The organism is Citrobacter arsenatis (genome assembly GCF_004353845.1).
Taxonomy (GTDB): Bacteria; Pseudomonadota; Gammaproteobacteria; order Enterobacterales; family Enterobacteriaceae; genus Citrobacter; species Citrobacter arsenatis.
This window is the reverse complement of the sequence record NZ_CP037864.1, coordinates 1,509,077-1,530,429: the sequence shown is the minus strand read 5'-3', so window position 1 is coordinate 1,530,429 and position 21,353 is coordinate 1,509,077. Positions and strand designations below refer to the sequence as shown.

Below are 21,353 nucleotides of genomic sequence, written 5' to 3'. Positions count from 1 at the left end.
TAACAAATATAGCATCGGGGCTCTATTTACTATGTTCGGTAATAATATATTCACGCAAGTTAAACGCTCAGAAAATAAAAAGATGGCGGCTATCGCGCAATTTCTGAAAGAAAATGATTTGAGCGTTGATACCACCGTCGAAGTATTTATCACCGTCACCCGTGATGACCGTCTGATTGCCTGTGGCGGCATCGCTGGCAATATTATTAAGTGCGTCGCAATCTGCGAATCCGTACGCGGTGAAGGCTTAGCGCTGACGCTGGCAACCGAGTTAATCAACCTCGCCTATGAGCGCCACTGTACGCACCTCTTCATCTATACCAAAACCGAGTACGAGTCGCTGTTTAAACAGTGCGGCTTTTCTACGCTGACCAGCGTTCCCGGCATTATGGTACTGATGGAAAACAGCACTACGCGTCTGAAACGCTACGCAGAATCACTGGCAAAACAGCGCCATGAAGGGAAAAAAATTGGTTGTATTGTTATGAACGCCAACCCCTTCACCAACGGACACCGTTTTCTGATCCAACAGGCGGCTGCGCAATGCGACTGGCTACATCTGTTTTTGGTGAAAGAAGATACCTCGCGTTTTCCGTATGAAGACCGACTGGATCTGGTGCTTAAAGGAACAAAAGACATTCCTCGTTTAACCGTGCATCGCGGTTCGGAATACATCATTTCCCGCGCCACGTTCCCGTGTTACTTCATCAAAGAGCAGAGCGTTATTAATCACTGCTACACCGAAATTGACCTGAAAATCTTCCGCCAGTATCTGGCCCCGGCTCTGGGTGTCACGCACCGCTTCGTCGGTACCGAGCCGTATTGCACCGTCACCTCCCAGTACAACAACGATATGCGCTACTGGCTGGAGACCCCAACGCTTCCCGCCCCACCGATTGAACTGGTGGAAATTGAGCGGCTGTGTTTCCAGGAGATGCCGATTTCCGCCTCCTGGGTACGCAAGCTGCTGGTTAAAAAAGATCTCACGGCTATCGCATCCCTGGTCCCTGACGCCACGCTGCACTATTTGCAAAGCATGGTTGAACGAGCCTCATCGGGTGCGACAGTCCGCCAAAATACCCCCGCATTAGCAACAGGTGAAAAATGAAAATAAACCAGGCAGCCGTCGCAGGCACACTCGAGTCTGGTGATGTGATGATTCGCATCGCCCCACTCGATTCGCAGGATATTGACCTGCAGGTTAACAGTAGCGTCGAAAAACAGTTCGGTGATGCCATCCGGGCCACCATCCTGGACGTTCTGTCCCGCTACAACGTACGCGGCGTGCAATTAAATGTTGATGATAAAGGCGCACTGGACTGCATTTTACGTGCGCGACTGGAAGCACTACTGGCCCGCGCTGGCGGTATTCCGGCTCTGCCATGGGAGGATTGCCAGTGATTAGCGAATCTTTGCAGCAACGTAAAACCCGTACCCGCCGCAGCATGCTGTTCGTTCCAGGCGCCAATGCCGCCATGGTCAGCAACTCGTTCATCTACCCGGCTGACGCGCTGATGTTCGACCTGGAAGACTCCGTCGCGCTGCGCGAGAAAGATACCGCTCGCCGCATGGTGTACCACGCGCTGCAGCATCCACTGTACCACGACGTTGAAACTATCGTGCGCGTAAACGCCCTCGACTCCGAATGGGGCATCAACGACCTCGAAGCCGTGGTACGCGGCGGCGCTGATATCGTGCGTTTACCGAAAACCGATACCGCACAGGATGTTATCGACATCGAAAGCGAAATCCTGCGTATCGAGAAAGCCTGTGGCCGTGAACCCGGTAGCACCGGTCTGTTAGCCGCCATCGAATCACCGTTAGGCATTACCCGTGCGGTAGAAATTGCCCACGCTTCCGAGCGTTTGATCGGTATTGCTCTCGGTGCAGAGGATTATGTGCGTAACCTGCGCACTGAGCGCTCCCCGGAAGGGACTGAACTGCTGTTCGCCCGCTGCTCGATTTTGCAGGCAGCACGCTCTGCCGGCATTCAGGCGTTTGACACCGTTTATTCCGATGCCAACAACGAAGCAGGTTTCTTGCACGAAGCCTCACACATTAAGCAGTTGGGTTTTGACGGTAAATCGCTCATTAACCCGCGCCAGATCGAACTCCTGCACAACCTGTACGCCCCAACACGTAAAGAGCTTGCTCACGCGCGCCTGGTGGTAGAAGCCGCTGAAGCAGCCGCTCGCGAAGGTCGTGGCGTAGTTTCCCTGAACGGCAAAATGGTCGACAGCCCGGTTATCGAGCGCGCCCTTCTGGTTATCTCCCGTGCAGAACTTTCCGGCATCCGCGAAGAATAAGGCAAAAAAATGACGCAGAAAATCGAACAGTCTCAACGCCAGGATCGCGTGGCGACCTGGAGCCGTCATGCAGAAAGTGAGCTTTCCGCTTATCAGAGCACCGCAAAAGTAGAATTGCAGGCGCAAAAACCGCGCGACAAAAAGCTGTGCGCTAACCTGGAAGACGCTATTCGTCGTTCAGGTTTGCAGGATGGCATGACCATCTCTTTCCACCACGCTTTCCGCGGTGGCGATCTGACGATTAACCTGGTGATGGATGCCATCGCCAACATGGGCTTTAAAAACCTGACGCTGGCCTCCAGTTCCCTGAGCGACTGCCATGCTCCGCTGGTTGAGCACATCCGTCAGGGCGTGGTTAGTCGGATTTATACCTCCGGCCTGCGTGGCCCGCTGGCGGAAGAGATCTCACGTGGCCTGTTGGCCGAGCCGGTACAGATTCACTCCCACGGCGGCCGTGTACATCTGGTACAAAGCGGCGAGCTCAACATTGATGTCGCATTCCTCGGCGTACCGGCGTGCGACCAGTTTGGTAACGCTAACGGTTATACCGGTAAAGCGTGCTGCGGCTCACTGGGCTATGCCCGCGTCGATGCCGAAAACGCGAAACAGGTTGTTCTGCTGACAGAACAGCTGCTGACCTATCCGCATAACCCAGCCAGCATTACCCAGGATCAGGTGGATCTGATCGTGCAGATCGACCAGGTCGGCGATGCGGACAAAATCGGTGCCGATGCGACCCGCATGACCACCAACCCGCGTGAACTGTTAATCGCCCGTAGCGCGGCAGACGTTATTGCTAACTCTGGCTACTTCAATGAAGGTTTCTCCCTGCAGACAGGAACCGGCGGCGCCTCTCTGGCCGTTACTCGATTCCTGGAAGACAAAATGCGCAGCCGCGACATCCATGCCGATTTCGCGCTGGGCGGCATCACCGCCACCATCGTTGATCTGCATGAAAAAGGCTTAATCCGCAAACTGCTGGATGTACAAAGCTTCGACAGTGCCGCCGCGAAATCGCTGGCTCGCAATCCAAATCACATTGAGATCAGCGCTAACCAGTACGCGAACTGGGGCTCGAAAGGCGCATCTGTCGATCGTCTGGATGTCGTGGTGCTGAGCGCGCTGGAAGTTGATACCAGCTTCAACGTTAACGTACTGACCGGTTCTGACGGCGTGCTCCGCGGCGCATCCGGCGGTCACTGCGATACCGCGGTTGCCGCTGCGCTTTCCATCATCGTCGCTCCGCTGGTTCGTGGACGCATCCCAACGCTGGTTGATAACGTCCTGACCTGCGTAACCCCAGGCTCCAGCGTTGATATTCTGGTCACTGACCACGGTATCGCCGTTAACCCTGCCCGTCCGGAACTGGCAGAACGTCTGCAAGAAGCCGGCATGAAAGTGGTGTCGATTGAATGGCTGCGCGAGCGCGCGCAGCAGCTCACTGGTCAACCGCGCGCTATCGAATTTACCGACCGCGTGATTGCCGTCGTGCGTTACCGCGATGGCTCGGTGATTGACGTTGTGCATCAGGTGAAGGGATAAGCCATGCGCCTGCTCCCTGAACACGCCACCCAACGCGCGGTTTCTATTCCCGAGCTGCTCGCCAGCCGTGATGAGAGACAAGCAAGGCAACATGCCTGGCTGACGCGCCACCACGCGCCACTGGTCTCGTTTACCGTGGTCGCACCGGGTCCGATTAAAGACAGCGCGTTAACCCGTCGCATCTTTAATCACGGCGTCACCGCCCTGCTCGCACTGGCGGAAAAATCCGCCTGGATTGTCAGGGAGCAAACGGCGCTGGTTTCTGCCAGCGGTCCGGAAGGACTTTTATCCATAGAGGCTCCGGCCCACGATCTCAAGCTCGCCACCATTGAACTTGAGCATTCACACCCGCTGGGACGGTTATGGGACATCGATGTCCTGACCCCTGAAGGGGAAATTCTGTCCCGGCGTCATTTCGCACTCCCCGCCCGCCGCTGTCTGCTGTGCGAGCAAAGTGCTGCCGACTGTGCACGGGGTAAAACCCACGCGCTTTCCGACTTACTCACTCAGATGGAGGCACTGCTGCATGATGCCGATTCCCGCAACATCAACCAATAACGCAGTTCTTCCTCTGGATCTGCCTGACGCTTACGCAACGCTTGCGTGGCGCGCCATGTTGACTGAAGTCAACCTGTCGCCCAAACCGGGTCTGGTAGACCGTATAAACAACGGCGCGCATAAAGATATGGCGCTGGAAGACTTTCATCGCAGCGCTGAAGCGATTCAGTCATGGCTGCCACGGTTTATTGAATACGGGGCGTTTAGCGCACAGCTGTCGCCCGAAGATGTGCTGAAAGGACTGCGCCCGCTGGGCATGGCCTGCGAAGCCGATATGTTTCGCGCCACCGCTGGGGTGAACACCCATAAAGGGAGCATTTTTTCACTGGGGCTGCTGTGCGCCGCCATTGGCCGCCTGCACCAGCTCCAATTGACTGTTACCGCTGAAACCATTTGCTCTACGGCAGCAACATTTTGCCGTGGCCTGACCGAGCGCGAACTGCGCCAGAACAATCAACAACTCACGGCTGGCCAACGTCTTTATCAGCAACTGGGGTTAACCGGCGCACGGGGCGAAGCCGAAGCGGGATACCCGCTAGTCATCCAGCATGCCCTGCCACACTACCGCGCACTGCTGACTCAGGGCTGCGACCCTGAACTGGCGTTACTCGACACATTATTGCTGCTGATGTCTATCAATGGCGACACCAACGTGGCCTCACGTGGCGGCGCAGAAGGTCTGCGTTGGCTACAGCAGCAGGCCACCGCCCTGATGCAGCAAGGGGGGATTCGCACCCTTGCCGATCTCGAATACCTGCGCCAGTTCGACCAACAGTGCATCGAACGCAACCTCAGTCCCGGAGGCTGCGCCGATCTGCTGATTGTCACCTGGTTCTTAGCTCAGATTTCACAAGTTCATCATTATCACAATTAAAGATCCTTTCCGGAGAATCACACACATGTCTTTAGCAAAAGATAAAATATGGAAGTTACTGGCCCCATTGCTCGTAATGGGCGTCATGTTTCTTATCCCCGTGCCTGATGGAATGCCCCCACAGGCCTGGCACTACTTTGCCGTATTCGTGGCAATGATTGTCGGTATGATCCTTGAGCCAATTCCGGCAACAGCGATCAGCTTTATCGCCGTCACGATCTGCGTTATCGGCAGCAACTATCTGTTGTTTGATGCTTCCGAACTGGCCGACCCGGCGTTTAAAGCAGGTAAGCAAGCGCTGAAATGGGGTCTGGCAGGCTTCTCCAGCACCACCGTGTGGTTGGTGTTCGGTGCGTTTATTTTCGCACTGGGTTATGAAGTCACCGGTCTGGGTCGTCGTATCGCGCTGTTCCTGGTGAAATTCATGGGTAAACGTACCCTGACGCTGGGCTATGCGATTGTTATCATCGACATTCTGCTGGCACCGTTTACGCCATCCAACACCGCGCGTACCGGTGGTACCGTGTTCCCGGTTATCAAAAACCTGCCGCCGCTGTTTAAATCATTCCCGAACGATCCTTCCGCGCGCCGTATCGGCGGATATTTGATGTGGATGATGGTCATCAGTACCAGTCTGAGCTCCTCTATGTTCGTTACCGGCGCTGCGCCTAACGTGCTGGGTCTGGAATTCGTCAACAAAATTGCCGGTATCCAAATCAGCTGGTTGCAGTGGTTCCTCAGCTTCCTGCCGGTCGGTATTATTTTGCTGATCGTTGCTCCGTGGCTGTCATACGTTCTGTACAAACCAGAAGTCACTCACAGTGCTGAAGTTGCCGCATGGGCCGGTGATGAACTGAAAACCATGGGTAAACTGACGCGCAAAGAGCTGACCCTGATCGGTCTGGTTCTGCTCAGCCTGGGTCTGTGGGTCTTCGGTGGTAAACTGATTGATGCAACCGCAGTAGGTCTGCTGGCCGTTTCCCTGATGCTGGCGCTGCACGTGGTACCGTGGAAAGACATTACCCGCTATAACAGCGCATGGAACACCCTGGTTAACCTCGCCACGCTGGTCGTTATGGCGAATGGTTTAACCCGTTCAGGTTTCATCGACTGGTTCGCCAACACCATGAGCACGCATCTGGAAGGCTTCTCGCCTAACGCGACTGTGATCGTTCTGGTGCTGGTGTTCTATTTTGCTCACTACCTGTTTGCCAGCCTTTCTGCACACACGGCCACCATGCTGCCGGTTATTTTGGCTGTAGGTAAAGGCATCCCGGGCGTGCCGATGGAACACCTGTGTATCCTGCTGGTACTGTCCATCGGTATCATGGGCTGTCTGACTCCGTATGCAACGGGCCCTGGCGTTATCATCTACGGCTGTGGTTATGTGAAGTCCAAAGACTACTGGCGTCTGGGTGCTATCTTCGGCGTTATCTACATCTCCATGCTTCTGCTGGTCGGCTGGCCGATTCTGGCAATGTGGAGCTAATCATCCTGGTTCACGTCTGATGAAAATGATGCCAGTCAGCTAAACCTGACTGGCATTTTTTATGATTAAATAGATGATATTCAGAATTTATATAAGTATCCGAAATCATCATGACATCAACATGGCGTTATTCTTCGTTGCTGGCGGCACTCCTGCTGCCAGTTTCTGCGGCTCAGGCCGATGAACTTCAGGCAAAACAGTACGCTGATTTTGACAGCTACGTGCTGGCCCTCTCCTGGCAAACCGGATTTTGTCAGAGCCAACATGAGCGTAATCGTCAGGAGCCTGACGAATGTCGTCTGCAAAAAGAGAGCGCGGACAAAACGGATTTCCTGACCGTTCACGGTTTATGGCCTGGCCTGCCAAAATCCATCGCCGCCCGAGGTGTAGACAACCGCCGCTGGATGCGTTTTGGCTGCGCGACCCGTCCTATTCCTAATCTGCCTGAAGCGCGCGCCAGCCGTAAATGCGCGGCCCCCGAAACCGGGCTGTCGCTGGAAAGCGCGGCAAAACTCAGCGCCGTAATGCCTGGTGCTGGTGGAAGATCTTGTCTGGAACGTTACGAGTATGCCAAACATGGCGCGTGTTTCGGCTTTGACCCCGACGCGTACTTTGGCACGATGGTACGGCTGAATAATGAGGTTAAAAACAGCGAAGCGGGCAAATTCCTGGCGGAAAACTACGGCAAAACCGTCAGCCGTAGCGCATTTGACGCCGCCGTTGCCAAAAGCTGGGGCAAAGAGAACGTCAAAGCCGTGAAGCTAAGCTGCCACGGTAATCCGGCGTATCTCACGGAGATCCAGTTGTCCCTGAAAGCTGACACCATCAACCAGACGCTATCCCCACAGTCATTCTCGCCACAGCCGCATCCGGGTAACTGCGGTAAACAGTTTATTATCGACAAAGTGGGATACTGAATTTCGCAACCGGGCATTACGCTGATCCCCCACCGGGCGGATCAGCGTAATACGTTCTCAAAAGATTACGATTGAATAAAGTCGAGAAGATCGCCGTTGATCTGTTGTTTATGGGTGGTGCAAATACCATGCGAGCCGCCGACATACACCTTCAACTGCGAGTCTGGCAGTATTTCCGCCGCAACCTTTCCGCAGGTTTCAAACGGGACAATCTGATCGTCATCACCGTGGATAACCAGCGTCGGAATGGTCATTTTTTTGAGATCCTCACGCAGATCGGTTTCTGAAAACGCGTGGATACAGTCGTACAACGCTTTGATGGAACCTTGTAAACCCTGTTCAACAAAGCTTTCGCGAACGGCTTTTGACTCGTTTGCACCCGGGCGGTTGTAGCCATAGAATGCCGCGGTCAGTTCATAGAAAAAGGCAGCGCGATCGTTTATCACCCCTTCACGGATGCCATCAAACACCTCTTTCGGCACGCCATTTGGGTTAAAGTCGGTCTTGATCATAATGGGCGTCACCGCGCCAATTAACACCGCTTTTGCCACCCTCTGCGTTCCATGGCGACCAATGTAACGCGCAACTTCTCCACCGCCGGTAGAGTGTCCGACATGTACGGCATCTTTAAGATTAAGATGTGCGGTCAGTTCTGCCAGATCGTCAGCATACTGATCCATATTGTGGCCATCCCAGGGTTGGGCCGAACGCCCATGCCCGCGCCTGTCATGGGCGATTACACGAAATCCTTTCGACCCGAGGAACAGCATCTGATCCTCAAACGCATCTGCCGTCAACGGCCAACCATGGCTGAAGACGATAGGCTGTCCACTTCCCCAGTCTTTAAAATGCAAATAGCTGCCATCTTTCAAGGTAAGTTTGTCGTACTGGCTCATGAGATCTCCTGTCGCGGAACACTGAGTTGTTTGACGCGCCCGCAGCGAGCGCTTAAAAAGCATAATGCAAATTGGAGAACGATCACGTTTTTCGGCTAAAATCACACCATACGCGACAATATTGATGATTTACCTGAATGTGAACTAAATCACTTCAAACCTGGGGTAAGTCTCAGTATCATCATAAAAGCTAAACCCTTGCCGCCTGACGGTGAGGGTTTTCTTTTGGGATTATTTACCTGCGCACCCGCAGTATCGACGACATGGAGTAATAAATGTCCAGACCAACTATCATCATTAACGACCTCGATGCGGAACGCATTGACCGCCTGTTGGAGCAACCTGCGTTTGCTGGTTTACCGATTGCCGACGCCCTGAACGCCGAGCTGGATCGTGCCCAAATGTGTTCTCCAGAAACCATGCCGCACGATGTCGTGACCATGAACAGCCGCGTGAAATTCCGCAATCTGAGTGATGGCGAAGTCCGTGTGCGTACCCTGGTGTATCCGGCCAATATGACTGACAGCAGCACACAGCTTTCGGTAATGGCACCTGTTGGCGCTGCACTTCTCGGCCTGCGCGTTGGCGACACCATTCACTGGGAATTGCCGGGTGGGACCTCAACGCACCTCGAAGTCATCGAGCTTGAGTACCAACCTGAAGCTGCGGGCGACTACCTGCGCTAACTCTGTCTAATCAAAGCCACGCGCTTTATCTTACAGGGGATGCATCCGCATCCTCTTTCCGGTTAGTCCCCTGCTCCTCACTTTCTTTCCTGTTCGCAAAACATAAATCTGTGTCGTGACTGACAGAATCATTTTTAATACTATGCTGTTATGTGTTCATGTAATGACAAGGAGAATGTTTATGTACAACACAATCATAATGCCTGTTGATGTATTCGAAATGGAACTGAGTGACAAGGCTATTCGCCATGCAGAATTTCTGGCACAGGATAAAGGGGTGATCCATCTGCTGCACGTGCTGCCAGGTTCAGCGAGCTTAAGCCTGCACCGCTTTGCCGCTGACGTTCGTCGTTTTGAAGAGCATCTGCAACACGAAGCGGAAACCCGTCTGCAAACGATGGTCGGTCACTTCAGCATCGATCCTTCTCGTATTAAACAACACGTCCGCTTTGGTAGCGTCCGTGACGTGGTCAACGAGTTAGGTGAAGAGTTGAATGCAGATGTAGTTGTCATTGGGTCGCGCAACCCATCAATCAGCACCCATCTGCTCGGCTCAAACGCTTCCAGCGTTGTCCGCCACGCCACTCTGCCGGTACTGGTTGTTCGTTAACGACCACAGCTTTGCTATCCCCCTGCAAGAGGGTATACAAGGATAAAAAAACCGCCAGTGAATGACTGGCGGTTTTGGCATTGCAGGTGAGTCTTACTCTTTTTATGCTACTGTCGTGCGAATCAGATAATCAAACGAACTCAACGAGGCCTTCGCGCCTTCACCGGTCGCGATGATGATCTGCTTATACGGTACGGTAGTGCAGTCACCGGCGGCGAAAACGCCCTTCACGCTGGTTTCGCACTTGGCGTCGATGATGATTTCACCCATGCGGTTACGTTCAACGGCACCTTCCAGCCAGTTGGTGTTCGGCAGCAGACCAATCTGTACAAAGATACCCGCCAGTTCCACACTGTGAACATCACCGCTCACGCGGTCACGATACTCCAGACCAGTGACTTTGCTGCCATCACCTTTCACTTCTGTCGTTTGCGCATTTAGAATGATGTCGACGTTTTTCAGACTGCGCAGTTTATTCTGCAACACCTGATCGGCCTTCATTTCCGGGGCAAACTCCAGCAACGTTACGTGTTCAACGATACCCGCCAGGTCAATAGCCGCCTCGACACCGGAGTTACCGCCGCCAATCACCGCCACGCGCTTGCCTTTAAACAGCGGGCCATCACAGTGCGGGCAATAGGTTACACCTTTGGTGCGATACTGATCTTCGCCCGGAACGTTCATATTGCGCCACTTCGCGCCGGTCGCGATGATAATGCTGCGCGCTTTCAACACCGCACCGGATGCCGTTTCAATCTGATGCAAACCGCCTTCCTGCACCGCCGGAACCAGCTTGCTGGCACTCTGGCTATCGATAACATCAACATCATAGTCATCAACATGCGCTTTCAGCGCGCCCGCCAGTTTCTGACCTTCGGTTTTCGGTACCGAAATGTAGTTTTCAATATCAACGGTATCAAGAACCTGACCGCCAAAGCGTTCACCCATCAGACCAGTACGGATACCTTTACGTGCAGAGTAAACCGCCGCAGCCGCTCCCGCAGGGCCGGAACCTACAATCAGTACATCATAGGCGTCGCGCTTATTCAGCTCTTCAGCCGCACGTTTCTCTGCGCCGGTATCCACTTTCGCCACGATCTCAGTCAGCGTCATGCGGCCCTGACCGAATTCTTTACCGTTCATAAAGACCGCAGGAACGCCCATCACGTTGCGATCGGTGATTTCATTCTGGAAAGTACCGCCATCAATCGCCGTGTGCTTGATGCGTGGATTCAATACCGACATCAGGTTCAGCGCCTGTACCACGTCCGGACAGTTATGGCAGGAGAGCGAATAATAGGTTTCGAACTCAAAATCACCGTCGAGATCGCGGATTTGCTCCAGCAACGCCTGCGCCTCTTTCGACGGATGACCGCCAGTCCACAGCAGCGCCAGCACCAGAGAGGTAAACTCATGGCCCAGCGGAGAACCGGCAAAACGCGGCCCCTGGTGAGAACCTGGATTGGTAATCAGGAACGATGGCTTACGTACCGCCAGAGTGTTGTCTTCTTTAAAGGTGACTTTTTCTGACAGTTCAGCAATTTCAGTCAGCAGTTCCTTGATTTCTGCCGATTTAGCGCTGACATCCAGCGTAGCAATCAGCTCAACAGGTTTGGTCAGTTTCTCAAGGTAGGCCCTGAGCTGGGTTTTCATATTTGTGTCGAGCATTCTTCTTCCCTCTCTGAAAACATCATCATGCAAGCCGACTTCGCGGGACTGCATTAATGCAACTTGCGTCATGGTGCTGGAATGAAACAGGCGCAGATTTGCGCCTGTGGAATGCCGGATGCACTACGTTTATCCGGCCTACAAATTAGCTTAGATTTTACCAACCAGGTCCAGGGACGGAGCCAGAGTTGCTTCGCCTTCTTTCCACTTAGCCGGGCAAACTTCACCTGGGTGAGAAGCGACGTACTGTGCCGCTTTAATTTTGCGCAGCAGGTCAGACGCATCACGGCCGATACCTTCAGCAGTAACTTCGATTGCCTGGATGATACCCTGCGGGTCAACAACGAAGGTTGCGCGGTCAGCCAGACCTTCATCTTCACGCATGTTGTCAAAGTTACGGGTCAGGGCGCCAGTCGGGTCACCGATCATCGCGTATTTGATTTTCGCGATGGTGTCAGAGCTGCTGTGCCATGCTTTGTGGGTGAAGTGGGTGTCAGTAGAGACGGAATACACATCTACGCCCAGTTTCTGCAGTTCTTCGTAATGGTCTGCAACGTCGCCCAGTTCGGTCGGGCATACGAAGGTGAAGTCAGCCGGGTAGAAGAAGAAGACGCTCCAGCGACCTTCGGTATCTTTCTCGGTTACTTCGATGAACTCACCGTTTTTGAACGCCTGGTTTTTGAAAGGTTTAATTTTGGTATTAATCAAAGACATCTGTACTTCCTCCGTGTTTTCGTTGAGAGATAAGTTAACGAAAATTGCTTAGCAGGGCTAATGCGTTTCCTTTATCAAATCAATAAGCGTTAACTAACAACTCACTCAATCAATCGAACCTAAAAGACAAAAGTAAAAAAGGCCCCCTTTGCAGGGAGCCTCATTACCCGAGCTACCCGCAGGTAACTTCAGTACCAGCAGAGCTGGCTATGTGTTGCGCTCTACATTACCTTAACAAAGGTCGTAACAGCGATTGGGATTACATCACCCAACTCAAGAAAGGGCAATCGACAGGCTGTCGATCTTACCTATGGCTGTGATAGGTTTTGCGATTCAGTCCCCTTTCCTTCTGATTTTATAAGGAAAATCAATGTTCAAACGTATCTTACTCTTATCCTTGCTTCCCGCTGTTGTACATGCCGAAGAACTGCCTGCTCCTGTTAAAGCCATTGAGAAACAGGGTATTACTATCCTGAAGCCCTTCGACGCACCGGGTGGAATGAAAGGTTATCTGGGTAAATACCAGGATATGGGGGTCACTATCTATGTCACCCCTGACGGCAAACATGCAATCTCCGGTTATATGTATAACGAAAAAGGGGAAAATCTCAGTAATGCGCTGATAGAAAAAGAGATCTATGCACCTGCCGGGCGTGAAATGTGGCAACGAATGGAAAAAGCGCCCTGGATTCTGGACGGGAAAAAAGAGGCGCCGGTCATCGTTTATGTTTTTGCCGATCCCTTCTGTCCGTACTGCAAGCAGTTCTGGCAACAGGCACGTCCCTGGGTTGAATCGGGTAAAGTTCAGCTACGCACACTACTGGTTGGTGTAATTAAACCGGAAAGCCCGGCCACTGCCGCGGCAATTCTGGCGACAAAAGATCCGGCCAAAACCTGGCATGACTACGAGGCATCCAATGGGAAAATGAAGCTGGAGATCCCGGCATCCCCCACGGCAGAACAGATGAAGGCACTGAATATCAATCAAAAATTGATGGATGATTTGGGGGCCAACGTCACCCCAGCTATCTATTACATGAGCAAAGACAACACCCTGCAACAGGAGGTAGGTATGCCGGATAAAGAAAAAATGGAAATTATAATGGGGAATAAATAACATCAATATTATGAGTGATTGTTATCGTTCTCATTTCAATCACTCATTCATTATTTTTCCTCGTCAACGTAATACCTGTTGTGTTATTTTAGTTTAAGTTAATTGTTCCTTAAGCATAAAAGTTATACAGATAGCGAATAAAAATTTGTTAAATTATTCCTAAATGTAATACATCGAAAAAAAAAATTCACAACAGGAATAGACATATGGCTAACCTTTACGATCTTAAAAAGTTCGATCTCAACCTGCTGGTTATCTTTGAGTGTATTTATCAACATTTGAGCATCAGCAAAGCCGCCGAAACCCTGTATATCACCCCATCCGCCGTTAGCCAGTCACTACAGCGGCTGCGTACACAGTTTAATGATCCCCTTTTCATTCGCTCAGGGAAAGGAATTACCCCGACTGTCACAGGTATTAATCTTCATCATCATCTTGAAAAAGATCTCAACACTCTGGAACAAACTATCAATATTATGCATGGTTCCAGCCTGAAGAAAAAATTCATTATTTATAGCCCACAAATCTCCACATCGATCCCGGTCAAAGAGTTATTCCATTTTATCCGCGAAGACGCCTATGTTGAAATTGAACACCACGATATACTGACGTCCGCTGAAACGGCTGAAGATTTATTAGCCTACAGAAAAACGGATCTGGTACTGACGACGATCCCAATCAACAATCGATCCATTGTGTGCACACCATTTAAAATACATGAAACCATTTTGGTTTGTAGTGGTGACCATCCGAGGCTGGACAGATTAAATACACTGGCAGACATACTGGAAGAACAATTCACGATGTTTTATTCTGAAGATGAAGGCATCAAACAATTCCAGTCAAAAACCGAACACCTGCTGGCGAATCGTAAAATCGGTTTTCGCAGCGACTCACTGGTATCGATTGCCAATGTTATTGCCAGCACAGATATTATCGGCATGCTCCCACGGGCTATCTTTGAATTATATGAACCCTCATTAAAACTAAAAGAGATCAAACTTGATATTACCTTGCCATCAAATACGCTTTATTTAATGTATAATCGGTCTTCTCTTAATAATCAAAGCTTCGCAGACTTTATCAATAAAATCACCCTTAACATCGATTAACATCAGCGCATTAATTATCACCACAAAGAATAAATCAGCAAAATAGATACAGAGCATGAATGTATCTATTTTGATTGCACCTTCCGTAAATTAGCATATCTTATATGCTAGCATTTATTATGAGTGTAAATAATCAAACTTCGCCACGGGCTTGATATGTCAGTTTATAAAATACCTCTGAGTCAAAACGTTCTTGAAGCCGCTCAGGAGCGCATCACATGGACACTCGAAACCCTGCCGCGCGTTTGCGTCTCTTTTTCTGGCGGTAAAGATTCAGGCCTGATGCTACATCTGACAGCGACGCTTGCGCGCCAACTGCATAAGAAAATTAACGTATTATTTATCGACTGGGAGGCGCAGTTTTCCTGCACCATCGATTATGTACAAGCATTGCGTGAACATTACGCCGATGTCATTGAACAATTTTATTGGGTTGCATTACCTCTAACCACCCAAAATTCACTTTCACAGTATCAACCCGAATGGCAGTGTTGGGAGCCGAATACACAATGGGTTCGTCAGCCGCCAGTTGATGCCATTACCGACCCCAGTTTCTTTCCTTTCTATCAGTCCGGTATGACATTTGAACAATTTGTTCGCGAGTTTGCAGACTGGTATTCAGAGAAACGGCCAGCCGCAATGCTGGTCGGTATTCGTGCCGACGAGTCATATAACCGCTTTGTGGCCATCGCCAATTCACGTAAGCAACGTTTTGCCGATGACAAGCCGTGGACGACTGCAGCGCCGGGCGGGCATACCTGGTATATTTATCCGCTATACGACTGGAAAACGGCGGATATCTGGACATGGTTTGCTAAAACCAGGCTGCCGTGTAATCCATTATATAATCTGATGTATCAGGCCGGTGTGCCAACTCGATATATGCGCATTTGCGAACCATTTGGACCGGAACAACGCCAGGGGCTATGGCTGTATCATGTCATTGAACCCCAGCGATGGGCGGCTATGTGCGCGCGTGTCAGTGGTGTTAAAAGTGGAGGGATTTACGCCGGTCATGACAACCATTTTTACGGTCATCGGAAAATACTCAAGCCTGAACATTTAAGCTGGCAAGAATATGCCATGCTGCTGTTAAACAGCATACCGGAACAAACCGCAGAGCATTACCGCAACAAAATCGCCATTTATATACAGTGGTACAAGAAAAAAGGCATGGACGATATCCCAGAAAGTCAGGAAAACGATATTGGTTCCAGGGATATCCCCTCGTGGAGAAGGATCTGCAAAGTACTCCTGAATAATGATTACTGGTGTCGGGCACTTTCGTTCAGCCCTACAAAAACGAAAAACTACCAGCGTTATACCGAACGTATGAAAACCAAACGTCAGGAATGGGGGATCTTATGCAGCAACGATTAACTCAGGAACTCACCCGCTTTCTTTCTACGCTTTCTGAAGAAGAGAGAATTGAGGCTATCAATGAATTCAGGAAAGCCATCCATAGCGTCAGCCCTTTTCGTGAAGAGCCGGTAGATTGTGTGCTTTGGGTTAAAAATGACCATATTTCTCCCAACGATTACAACCCGAACAATGTTGCTCCGCCAGAGAAAAAATTGCTGCTGAAATCTATTGAAGCGGATGGCTTCACGCAGCCGATTGTCGTTGTTGAGTCATCCCGGGAAGAGTATGAGATTGTGGACGGTTTTCATCGCCATGAATTAGGTAAAAATAAAGTATCGCTAAAACCACGCTTAAAAGGTTATCTGCCCGTCACCTGCCTGGAACGCGATCGTCATGAACGTATGGCGGCAACAATCCGTCACAACCGCGCCCGCGGACGTCATCAAATCCACGCCATGTCGGAGATCGTGCGTGAGTTATCGCAATTAGGCTGGAGTGAAGAAAAGATTGGCAAAGATCTCGGCATGGATAATGACGAAGTTTTACGTCTTAAACAAATTAACGGCCTGCAAGAATTATTTGCCGACCGTCGATTTTCCAAAGCTTGGACGGTGAAATAGCTACAGCGAAACCAGACGTGCGGCTGCCGCTATCAGCGTCGATTCCTGCTTGGCAAAACATAGGCGAATCAGCTTATGCGGGAAAGGATCGGCGCAGAACACCGATAGCGGAATCGCTGCAACGCCCACCTCAGCAGTCAACCACTGGCAAAACTCAACGTCGTTAAGAGTGGAAACTGCGCTGTAATCGACCAGCAGAAAGTAGGTACCTTCACACGGGAGAATTTCCAGTCGGCTGTCACGCAGCGCATTCACCAGTACGTCACGCTTTTTCTGGTAAAACGCGGGCAGATCGCGGTAGTGCGCAGGGTCCTCGCGCAGCATATCCGCCAACGCCAGTTGAGCCGGTGTGTTGACGGAAAATGTCAGATACTGATGTACCTTGCGCAATTCCGCGCTAATGGCGGCAGGCGCAACGCAGTAGCCAACCTTCCAGCCGGTCATATGGTAGGTCTTCCCAAACGATGAAACGGCAACGGCGCGTTCACGTAGCTGCGGATGCGCCAGTACGCTGGCGTGTCCCTGTTCAGTAAAGCAGATATGTTCATAAACTTCGTCGCTGATGACAAAAATATCGCGTTCTTTAATCGCCCTCCACAGGGCATCAAAATCGGCGTGATGCCACACGGTAGCCGAAGGATTATGCGGGGTGTTAAGGATCACCAGCCGGGTACGGTCGCTGAGTAAAGCGCCAAACGCCTGCCAGTCAACGCGAAAAGATGGGGGTTGCAGCGCGATACGTTTAACCACGCCGCCGGATAATTCGATCGCGGGCGCATAGCTGTCGTAGCTCGGGTCAAAACAAATCACTTCATCACCAGGCCGTACCAGCGCCGTAATTGCGGCGTACAATGCTTCTGTGGCCCCCGCAGTGACGGTCACGTCGCTATTCGCATCAGGTTTATAGCCGTACAGCTCGGCGGTTTTATCCGCAATGGCTTCACGCAGCGACTGCACGCCCGTCATCGGCGCATACTGGTTTGCACCATGCGCGACGTGATACGCCAGACGTTCTTGCAAAAAGAGTGGACCGTCAAAATCCGGAAATCCCTGCGAGAGGTTAATGGCCTGATGCTGCTGCGCCAGCGCGCTCATTTGCGTGAAGATGGTGGTGCCCAGATTAGGCAGTTTGCTTTGCGGAATCAGCGGGTTATTACTCATTATTGTTATCCCAGCGAGTGATGTTGTGGTTGAAGCCACTATAACACGATGCTAGTATTTGGCAATCAAGACGTTCAGACGTCTATATAAAAATAACCTGCCAGGACAGGACAGCCAAAAGGACAACACAACATGAGTAATACCGAGATTCGCGTCGTCACCGGCCCGGCCAACTATTTTTCGCATCCCGGTAGCCTGTCAAGGCTCAACGATTTTTTCACAACCGACCAACTCTCACGCGCCGTCTGGGTTTATGGTGAGCGTGCCATCGATGCGGCCCGCCCCTGGCTGCCAGAGGTCTTTCATCTTGCCGAGGCTAAGCGCCTGCTGTTTACGGGACATTGCAGCGAAGCCGATGTTGCTCAACTGGCAAAAGAGTCGGGAGAGGATCGCAGCGTGGTGATTGGCGTGGGTGGCGGAACATTGCTCGACACGGCCAAAGCGCTGGCCCGTCGTCTGGGTCTGCCGTTTGTCGGAATTCCTACTATCGCGGCGACCTGCGCCGCCTGGACACCGCTCTCCGTCTGGTATAACGATGCAGGCCAGGCGCTGCATTTTGAAATATTCCCTGACGCCAATTTCCTCGTACTGGTCGAGCCCGAGATTGTTCTCAATGCGCCTGAAGAATACTTGCTGGCGGGGATCGGTGACACATTGGCGAAATGGTACGAGGCCGTTGTGCTCGCACCTCAACCAGAAACCCTGCCGCTTACCGTGCGTCTGGGTATCCAGGCTGCGCAGACGATCCGCGACGTCCTGCTGGAAAGCAGCGAGCAGGCGCTGGCAGACAAAAAACGAGGCACGTTAAGCCGCACGTTTTGCGATGTGGTGGATGCGATTATTGCCGGAGGCGGCATGGTCGGCGGTCTGGGCGAGCGCTACACCCGCGTGGCGGCCGCGCATTCGGTACACAATGGTCTGACCGTCCTCCCGCAAACAGAGAGATTTTTACATGGTACCAAAGTGGCGTACGGCATCCTCGTGCAGAGCGCGCTGTTGGGACAAGATGATGTGCTGGCGCAGTTAATTACCGCTTATCAGCGCTTCAACCTGCCAACCCGGTTGGCGCAACTGGAAGTGGACATCAATAACCGCGCCGAAATCGATAAAGCGATCGCACACACGCTGCGCCCGGTGGAGTCCATTCACGCATTGCCGGTAACGTTAACGCCACAGACCCTGCGCGCAGCGTTCGAAAAGGTAGAATCATTTACGGTGTGATTATAGTGTGGGATGCCTGATGGCAGCTTCACCTTATCAGGCCTACGGTCAGTCAAAGCATTGTTGTAGGCCGGATAAGCGTCAGCGCATCCGGCAAAAAATTAACAGCACTTCGCGCCGCCTTTCCCCCCATAGCGCGCATCCTGGCGCTCGCGGAAAAATTCTTCATAGGTCATTGGCGTCTGGTCCGGATGCGTTACACGCATATGTTCAACATAGTTGTCGTAATCCGGCACACCTATCATTAATCGGGCGGTTTGACCTAAATACTTCCCGGCTTTGGCGAGCGTTTCGAACATAGTGTTTCCCTGTCGTACAAACGCCCTCTCCGCAGCGGAGAGGGCTAGTTGGTTAAGAGAATATTAGTGCGCGCCTTTCGCCTGCGCCACGATCTCTTCGACATTCTCAGGCATCGGTTCGTACGGCGTTTCTTTCGACGTCGGTTTGTCCTCTTTCAGTGCTGCCAGCGCAGTTTTGATGGAGAACAGACCCAGCACCACAACGACCACCATGAAGAAGATGGTAAGACCCGCATCAAGACGGTTGTTAAACACCAACTGCGTCAGCTGCGACTGGGTGTACTGTGCCGGAATATTACCGCTGTCGATCATCGCCTGGAACTTGTTGGCGATAGCCAGGAAGCCAATTTTGGCATCCGGGCTAAACGCTTTCTGCCAGCCGGCGGTCAGGGTACAAATCAGCAGCCAGGCCGTTGGCACCAGCGCCACCCACGCATAGCGCTGACGTTTCATCTTAAACAGCACCACCGCACAGAGCATCAACGCCATACCGGCCAGCATCTGGTTAGCGATACCAAACAGCGGCCACAGGGTATTGATACCGCCCAGTGGATCCACCACGCCCTGGTGCAAGAAGTAACCCCAGGCCAGCACGCACAGCGCCGTCGCCAGCAGGTTTGCAGGCAGCGAATCGGTACGTTTCAGGCTCGGAGACACCACGCCCAGCAGGTCCTGCAACATAAAGCGCGCAGCGCGTGTACCGGCATCTACCGCCGTCAGAATAAACAGCGCTTCAAACAGAATGGCGAAGTGATACCAGAACGCCACATCCATCATACCGCCAAGCGCACCGTGCAGAATGTACGCCATCCCTACAGCCAGCGTCGGTGCACCACCTGCGCGGGAGATAATGGATTGTTCACCGACATCATTCGCAATCTGATGCAGCGTATCAGGCGTGATAACAAAGCCCCAGCTACTCACTACCTGTGCCGCTGATGCAACCACATCGGTAGTCCCTGCCGGAGCCAGTACCGCCATTGGGCTGTTCATCGCAAAGTACACGCCCGGGTCGATAACACAAGCAGCCACCAGCGCCATAATGGCGACAAAGGATTCCATCAGCATCCCGCCGTAGCCGATAAAGCAGGCCTGCCCTTCATTCGCCAACATCTTCGGCGTGGTACCGGAAGCGATCAGCGCATGGAAGCCCGATACCGCACCGCAGGCGATGGTAATAAACAGGAACGGGAACAGGTTACCGCTCCATACCGGGCCAGTACCATCAACAAACTTGGTCAACGCAGGCATGGTCAGCGTCGGACGCATGATCAGAATCCCTACCGCCAAACCGACAATGGTGCCGATTTTCAGGAAAGTAGAGAGATAATCACGCGGCGCCAGCAGCAGCCACACCGGCAGCACGGCAGCTACAAAGCCGTAGCCCACCAGCATCCACGTCAACTGCACGCCGGTAAAGTCAAAGTACGGTGCCCAGGTCGGGCTTTCAGCGACCCAGCCGCCGGAAATAATGGCGAACACCAGGAACACCAGACCGATGACCGACACTTCACCAATGCGGCCAGGACGCAGATAACGCAGGTAAATCCCCATGAAGATCGCCAGCGGGATGGTAAATGCGACGGTGTAGGTTCCCCACGGGCTGTGGGTCAGCGCTTTCACGACGATCATCGCCAGTACCGCGAGGATAATCACCATGATCATAAAACAGGCCACCAGCGCAATGACGCCCGCCGTTGGGCCCATCTCTTCTTTCACCAGTTCGCCAAGGGAACGACCATCGCGACGGGTAGAAACAAACAGCACCATGAAGTCCTGCACCGCCCCTGCCAGCACGACCCCGGCGAGCAGCCAGATCATCCCCGGCAGATAGCCCATTTGCGCTGCCAGTACCGGTCCAACTAACGGGCCAGCGCCGGCAATCGCCGCAAAATGGTGACCAAACAGCACTTTTTTATCAGTGGGAACATAATCCAGACCATCGTTATGACGCACGGCTGGCGTCATACGCGTCGGGTCCAGCGCCAGTACATTTTTCGCGATGTACAGGCCGTAGAAACGGTAAGCGATAAGGTAGACACAGACCGACGCCACGACTATCCACAAGGCGTTAATCTGTTCACCACGGTTTAATGCGATATAACCGAGGGAAAATGCTCCCATAACGGAGAGCACTGTCCAGACGAGGTACTTCCCTGATTTATTCATATTGGTTATCCGTTATCCTGTCAGAGAGATGT

General features: G+C 52.2%; 21 protein-coding genes. 15 read left to right on the top strand and 6 right to left on the bottom strand.

Going from position 1 to position 21,353, the window contains the following annotated elements:
- Positions 1 to 31 precede the first annotated feature (31 nt).
- The 8 genes from citC to rna all read left to right on the top strand — a co-directional run bounded on the left by citC (position 32) and on the right by rna (position 7,686).
- Positions 32 to 1,108 (top strand): [citrate (pro-3S)-lyase] ligase, encoded by a 1,077-nt coding sequence (gene citC / locus E1B03_RS08255; protein WP_103768767.1) that lies wholly within the window; start codon positions 32 to 34, stop codon positions 1,106 to 1,108.
- Complete coding sequence (gene citD, locus E1B03_RS08250) at positions 1,105 to 1,401, top strand: citrate lyase acyl carrier protein (RefSeq protein WP_003831276.1); 297 nt, start codon at positions 1,105 to 1,107, stop codon at positions 1,399 to 1,401. Before citC ends, citD begins: the two co-directional genes overlap by 4 nt.
- Entirely contained in the window at positions 1,398 to 2,306 is a 909-nt protein-coding gene (locus E1B03_RS08245) for an aldolase/citrate lyase family protein (RefSeq protein WP_043015560.1), read from the top strand. Before citD ends, E1B03_RS08245 begins: the two co-directional genes overlap by 4 nt.
- Positions 2,307 to 2,315: 9 nt before the next feature.
- Positions 2,316 to 3,848 carry a citrate lyase subunit alpha gene (gene citF, locus E1B03_RS08240; protein ID WP_133086033.1) on the top strand — a complete coding sequence of 511 codons (1,533 nt, stop codon included), beginning with the start codon at positions 2,316 to 2,318 and terminating at the stop codon, positions 3,846 to 3,848.
- A gap of 3 nt (positions 3,849 to 3,851) precedes the next feature.
- The gene (gene citX, locus E1B03_RS08235; protein WP_103768765.1) at positions 3,852 to 4,406 is read left to right on the top strand and encodes a citrate lyase holo-[acyl-carrier protein] synthase; all 555 of its coding nucleotides are present in this window, start codon (positions 3,852 to 3,854) and stop codon (positions 4,404 to 4,406) included.
- On the top strand, positions 4,375 to 5,280 hold the full coding sequence (citG, locus tag E1B03_RS08230) for a triphosphoribosyl-dephospho-CoA synthase CitG (protein WP_103768764.1): 906 nt from the start codon (positions 4,375 to 4,377) through the stop codon (positions 5,278 to 5,280). The genes citX and citG overlap by 32 nt, the downstream gene beginning before the upstream one ends.
- A 25-nt stretch (positions 5,281 to 5,305) precedes the next feature.
- Positions 5,306 to 6,769 carry a citrate/succinate antiporter CitT gene (citT, locus tag E1B03_RS08225; RefSeq protein WP_103768763.1) on the top strand — a complete coding sequence of 488 codons (1,464 nt, stop codon included), beginning with the start codon at positions 5,306 to 5,308 and terminating at the stop codon, positions 6,767 to 6,769.
- Between the two features lie 110 nt (positions 6,770 to 6,879).
- Positions 6,880 to 7,686 carry a ribonuclease I gene (rna, locus tag E1B03_RS08220; RefSeq protein WP_103768762.1) on the top strand — a complete coding sequence of 269 codons (807 nt, stop codon included), beginning with the start codon at positions 6,880 to 6,882 and terminating at the stop codon, positions 7,684 to 7,686.
- A gap of 65 nt (positions 7,687 to 7,751) precedes the next feature.
- Here the strand turns inward: rna and E1B03_RS08215 are convergent, their stop codons facing one another.
- Positions 7,752 to 8,582 carry an alpha/beta fold hydrolase gene (locus E1B03_RS08215; protein ID WP_133086032.1) on the bottom strand — a complete coding sequence of 277 codons (831 nt, stop codon included), beginning with the start codon at positions 8,580 to 8,582 and terminating at the stop codon, positions 7,752 to 7,754.
- Positions 8,583 to 8,857: 275 nt separating this feature from the next.
- Between E1B03_RS08215 and rnk the strand changes: the two genes are divergently transcribed.
- Together rnk and uspG are read left to right on the top strand one after the other, a co-directional pair.
- Positions 8,858 to 9,268 (top strand): nucleoside diphosphate kinase regulator, encoded by a 411-nt coding sequence (gene rnk / locus E1B03_RS08210; protein WP_005120853.1) that lies wholly within the window; start codon positions 8,858 to 8,860, stop codon positions 9,266 to 9,268.
- Positions 9,269 to 9,449: 181 nt separating this feature from the next.
- A complete protein-coding gene (gene uspG / locus E1B03_RS08205) occupies positions 9,450 to 9,878 on the top strand; it encodes a universal stress protein UspG (RefSeq protein ID WP_003022101.1) in 429 nt (142 codons plus the stop codon).
- 102 nt (positions 9,879 to 9,980) lie between these two features.
- On the opposite strand, the gene ahpF is transcribed toward uspG, so the two are convergent.
- Together ahpF and ahpC are read right to left on the bottom strand one after the other, a co-directional pair.
- Complete coding sequence (ahpF, locus tag E1B03_RS08200; RefSeq protein WP_133086031.1) at positions 9,981 to 11,546, bottom strand: alkyl hydroperoxide reductase subunit F; 1,566 nt, start codon at positions 11,544 to 11,546, stop codon at positions 9,981 to 9,983.
- Positions 11,547 to 11,696: 150 nt separating this feature from the next.
- Positions 11,697 to 12,260: an alkyl hydroperoxide reductase subunit C gene (gene ahpC / locus E1B03_RS08195; RefSeq protein ID WP_004859485.1), complete on the bottom strand. Its 564-nt coding sequence runs from the start codon at positions 12,258 to 12,260 to the stop codon at positions 11,697 to 11,699.
- A gap of 370 nt (positions 12,261 to 12,630) precedes the next feature.
- On the opposite strand from ahpC, the gene dsbG reads away from it, so the two are divergent.
- The 4 genes from dsbG to E1B03_RS08175 all read left to right on the top strand — a co-directional run bounded on the left by dsbG (position 12,631) and on the right by E1B03_RS08175 (position 16,471).
- Positions 12,631 to 13,377, top strand: a complete 747-nt coding sequence (dsbG, locus tag E1B03_RS08190) for a thiol:disulfide interchange protein DsbG (RefSeq protein ID WP_103768759.1) — start codon at positions 12,631 to 12,633, stop codon at positions 13,375 to 13,377.
- Positions 13,378 to 13,583: 206 nt separating this feature from the next.
- Entirely contained in the window at positions 13,584 to 14,489 is a 906-nt protein-coding gene (gene citR, locus E1B03_RS08185) for a DNA-binding transcriptional repressor CitR (RefSeq protein WP_103768758.1), read from the top strand.
- Between the two features lie 156 nt (positions 14,490 to 14,645).
- Entirely contained in the window at positions 14,646 to 15,869 is a 1,224-nt protein-coding gene (locus E1B03_RS08180) for a phosphoadenosine phosphosulfate reductase (RefSeq protein ID WP_133086030.1), read from the top strand.
- On the top strand, positions 15,854 to 16,471 hold the full coding sequence (locus E1B03_RS08175; protein WP_103768756.1) for an IbrB-like domain-containing protein: 618 nt from the start codon (positions 15,854 to 15,856) through the stop codon (positions 16,469 to 16,471). The genes E1B03_RS08180 and E1B03_RS08175 overlap by 16 nt, the downstream gene beginning before the upstream one ends.
- Here the strand turns inward: E1B03_RS08175 and E1B03_RS08170 are convergent, their stop codons facing one another.
- Positions 16,472 to 17,632: a pyridoxal phosphate-dependent aminotransferase gene (locus tag E1B03_RS08170; protein WP_103768755.1), complete on the bottom strand. Its 1,161-nt coding sequence runs from the start codon at positions 17,630 to 17,632 to the stop codon at positions 16,472 to 16,474. It abuts the gene before it with no gap.
- A gap of 132 nt (positions 17,633 to 17,764) precedes the next feature.
- Here E1B03_RS08170 and E1B03_RS08165 point away from each other — a divergent pair, with 132 nt between their 5' ends.
- Complete coding sequence (locus E1B03_RS08165) at positions 17,765 to 18,853, top strand: oxidoreductase (RefSeq protein ID WP_133086029.1); 1,089 nt, start codon at positions 17,765 to 17,767, stop codon at positions 18,851 to 18,853.
- Between the two features lie 101 nt (positions 18,854 to 18,954).
- Here the strand turns inward: E1B03_RS08165 and E1B03_RS08155 are convergent, their stop codons facing one another.
- Both E1B03_RS08155 and cstA read right to left on the bottom strand, forming a co-directional pair.
- The gene (locus E1B03_RS08155; RefSeq protein WP_003022064.1) at positions 18,955 to 19,152 is read right to left on the bottom strand and encodes a YbdD/YjiX family protein; all 198 of its coding nucleotides are present in this window, start codon (positions 19,150 to 19,152) and stop codon (positions 18,955 to 18,957) included.
- Positions 19,153 to 19,215: 63 nt separating this feature from the next.
- Positions 19,216 to 21,321, bottom strand: coding sequence for a pyruvate/proton symporter CstA (cstA, locus tag E1B03_RS08150; protein WP_103768752.1), 2,106 nt, complete (start codon positions 21,319 to 21,321; stop codon positions 19,216 to 19,218).
- Positions 21,322 to 21,353: the final 32 nt, after the last annotated feature.

Coding starts and splice junctions, on each gene's coding strand:
- citC (WP_103768767.1), top strand. CDS start 32: ATGTTCGGTAATAATATATTCACGCAAGTTAAACGCTCAGAAAATAAA.
- citD (WP_003831276.1), top strand. CDS start 1,105: ATGAAAATAAACCAGGCAGCCGTCGCAGGCACACTCGAGTCTGGTGAT.
- citF (WP_133086033.1), top strand. CDS start 2,316: ATGACGCAGAAAATCGAACAGTCTCAACGCCAGGATCGCGTGGCGACC.
- citX (WP_103768765.1), top strand. CDS start 3,852: ATGCGCCTGCTCCCTGAACACGCCACCCAACGCGCGGTTTCTATTCCC.
- citG (WP_103768764.1), top strand. CDS start 4,375: ATGATGCCGATTCCCGCAACATCAACCAATAACGCAGTTCTTCCTCTG.
- citT (WP_103768763.1), top strand. CDS start 5,306: ATGTCTTTAGCAAAAGATAAAATATGGAAGTTACTGGCCCCATTGCTC.
- rna (WP_103768762.1), top strand. CDS start 6,880: ATGACATCAACATGGCGTTATTCTTCGTTGCTGGCGGCACTCCTGCTG.
- E1B03_RS08215 (WP_133086032.1), bottom strand. CDS start 8,582: ATGAGCCAGTACGACAAACTTACCTTGAAAGATGGCAGCTATTTGCAT.
- rnk (WP_005120853.1), top strand. CDS start 8,858: ATGTCCAGACCAACTATCATCATTAACGACCTCGATGCGGAACGCATT.
- uspG (WP_003022101.1), top strand. CDS start 9,450: ATGTACAACACAATCATAATGCCTGTTGATGTATTCGAAATGGAACTG.
- ahpF (WP_133086031.1), bottom strand. CDS start 11,546: ATGCTCGACACAAATATGAAAACCCAGCTCAGGGCCTACCTTGAGAAA.
- ahpC (WP_004859485.1), bottom strand. CDS start 12,260: ATGTCTTTGATTAATACCAAAATTAAACCTTTCAAAAACCAGGCGTTC.
- dsbG (WP_103768759.1), top strand. CDS start 12,631: ATGTTCAAACGTATCTTACTCTTATCCTTGCTTCCCGCTGTTGTACAT.
- citR (WP_103768758.1), top strand. CDS start 13,584: ATGGCTAACCTTTACGATCTTAAAAAGTTCGATCTCAACCTGCTGGTT.
- E1B03_RS08180 (WP_133086030.1), top strand. CDS start 14,646: ATGTCAGTTTATAAAATACCTCTGAGTCAAAACGTTCTTGAAGCCGCT.
- E1B03_RS08175 (WP_103768756.1), top strand. CDS start 15,854: ATGCAGCAACGATTAACTCAGGAACTCACCCGCTTTCTTTCTACGCTT.
- E1B03_RS08170 (WP_103768755.1), bottom strand. CDS start 17,632: ATGAGTAATAACCCGCTGATTCCGCAAAGCAAACTGCCTAATCTGGGC.
- E1B03_RS08165 (WP_133086029.1), top strand. CDS start 17,765: ATGAGTAATACCGAGATTCGCGTCGTCACCGGCCCGGCCAACTATTTT.
- E1B03_RS08155 (WP_003022064.1), bottom strand. CDS start 19,152: ATGTTCGAAACGCTCGCCAAAGCCGGGAAGTATTTAGGTCAAACCGCC.
- cstA (WP_103768752.1), bottom strand. CDS start 21,321: ATGAATAAATCAGGGAAGTACCTCGTCTGGACAGTGCTCTCCGTTATG.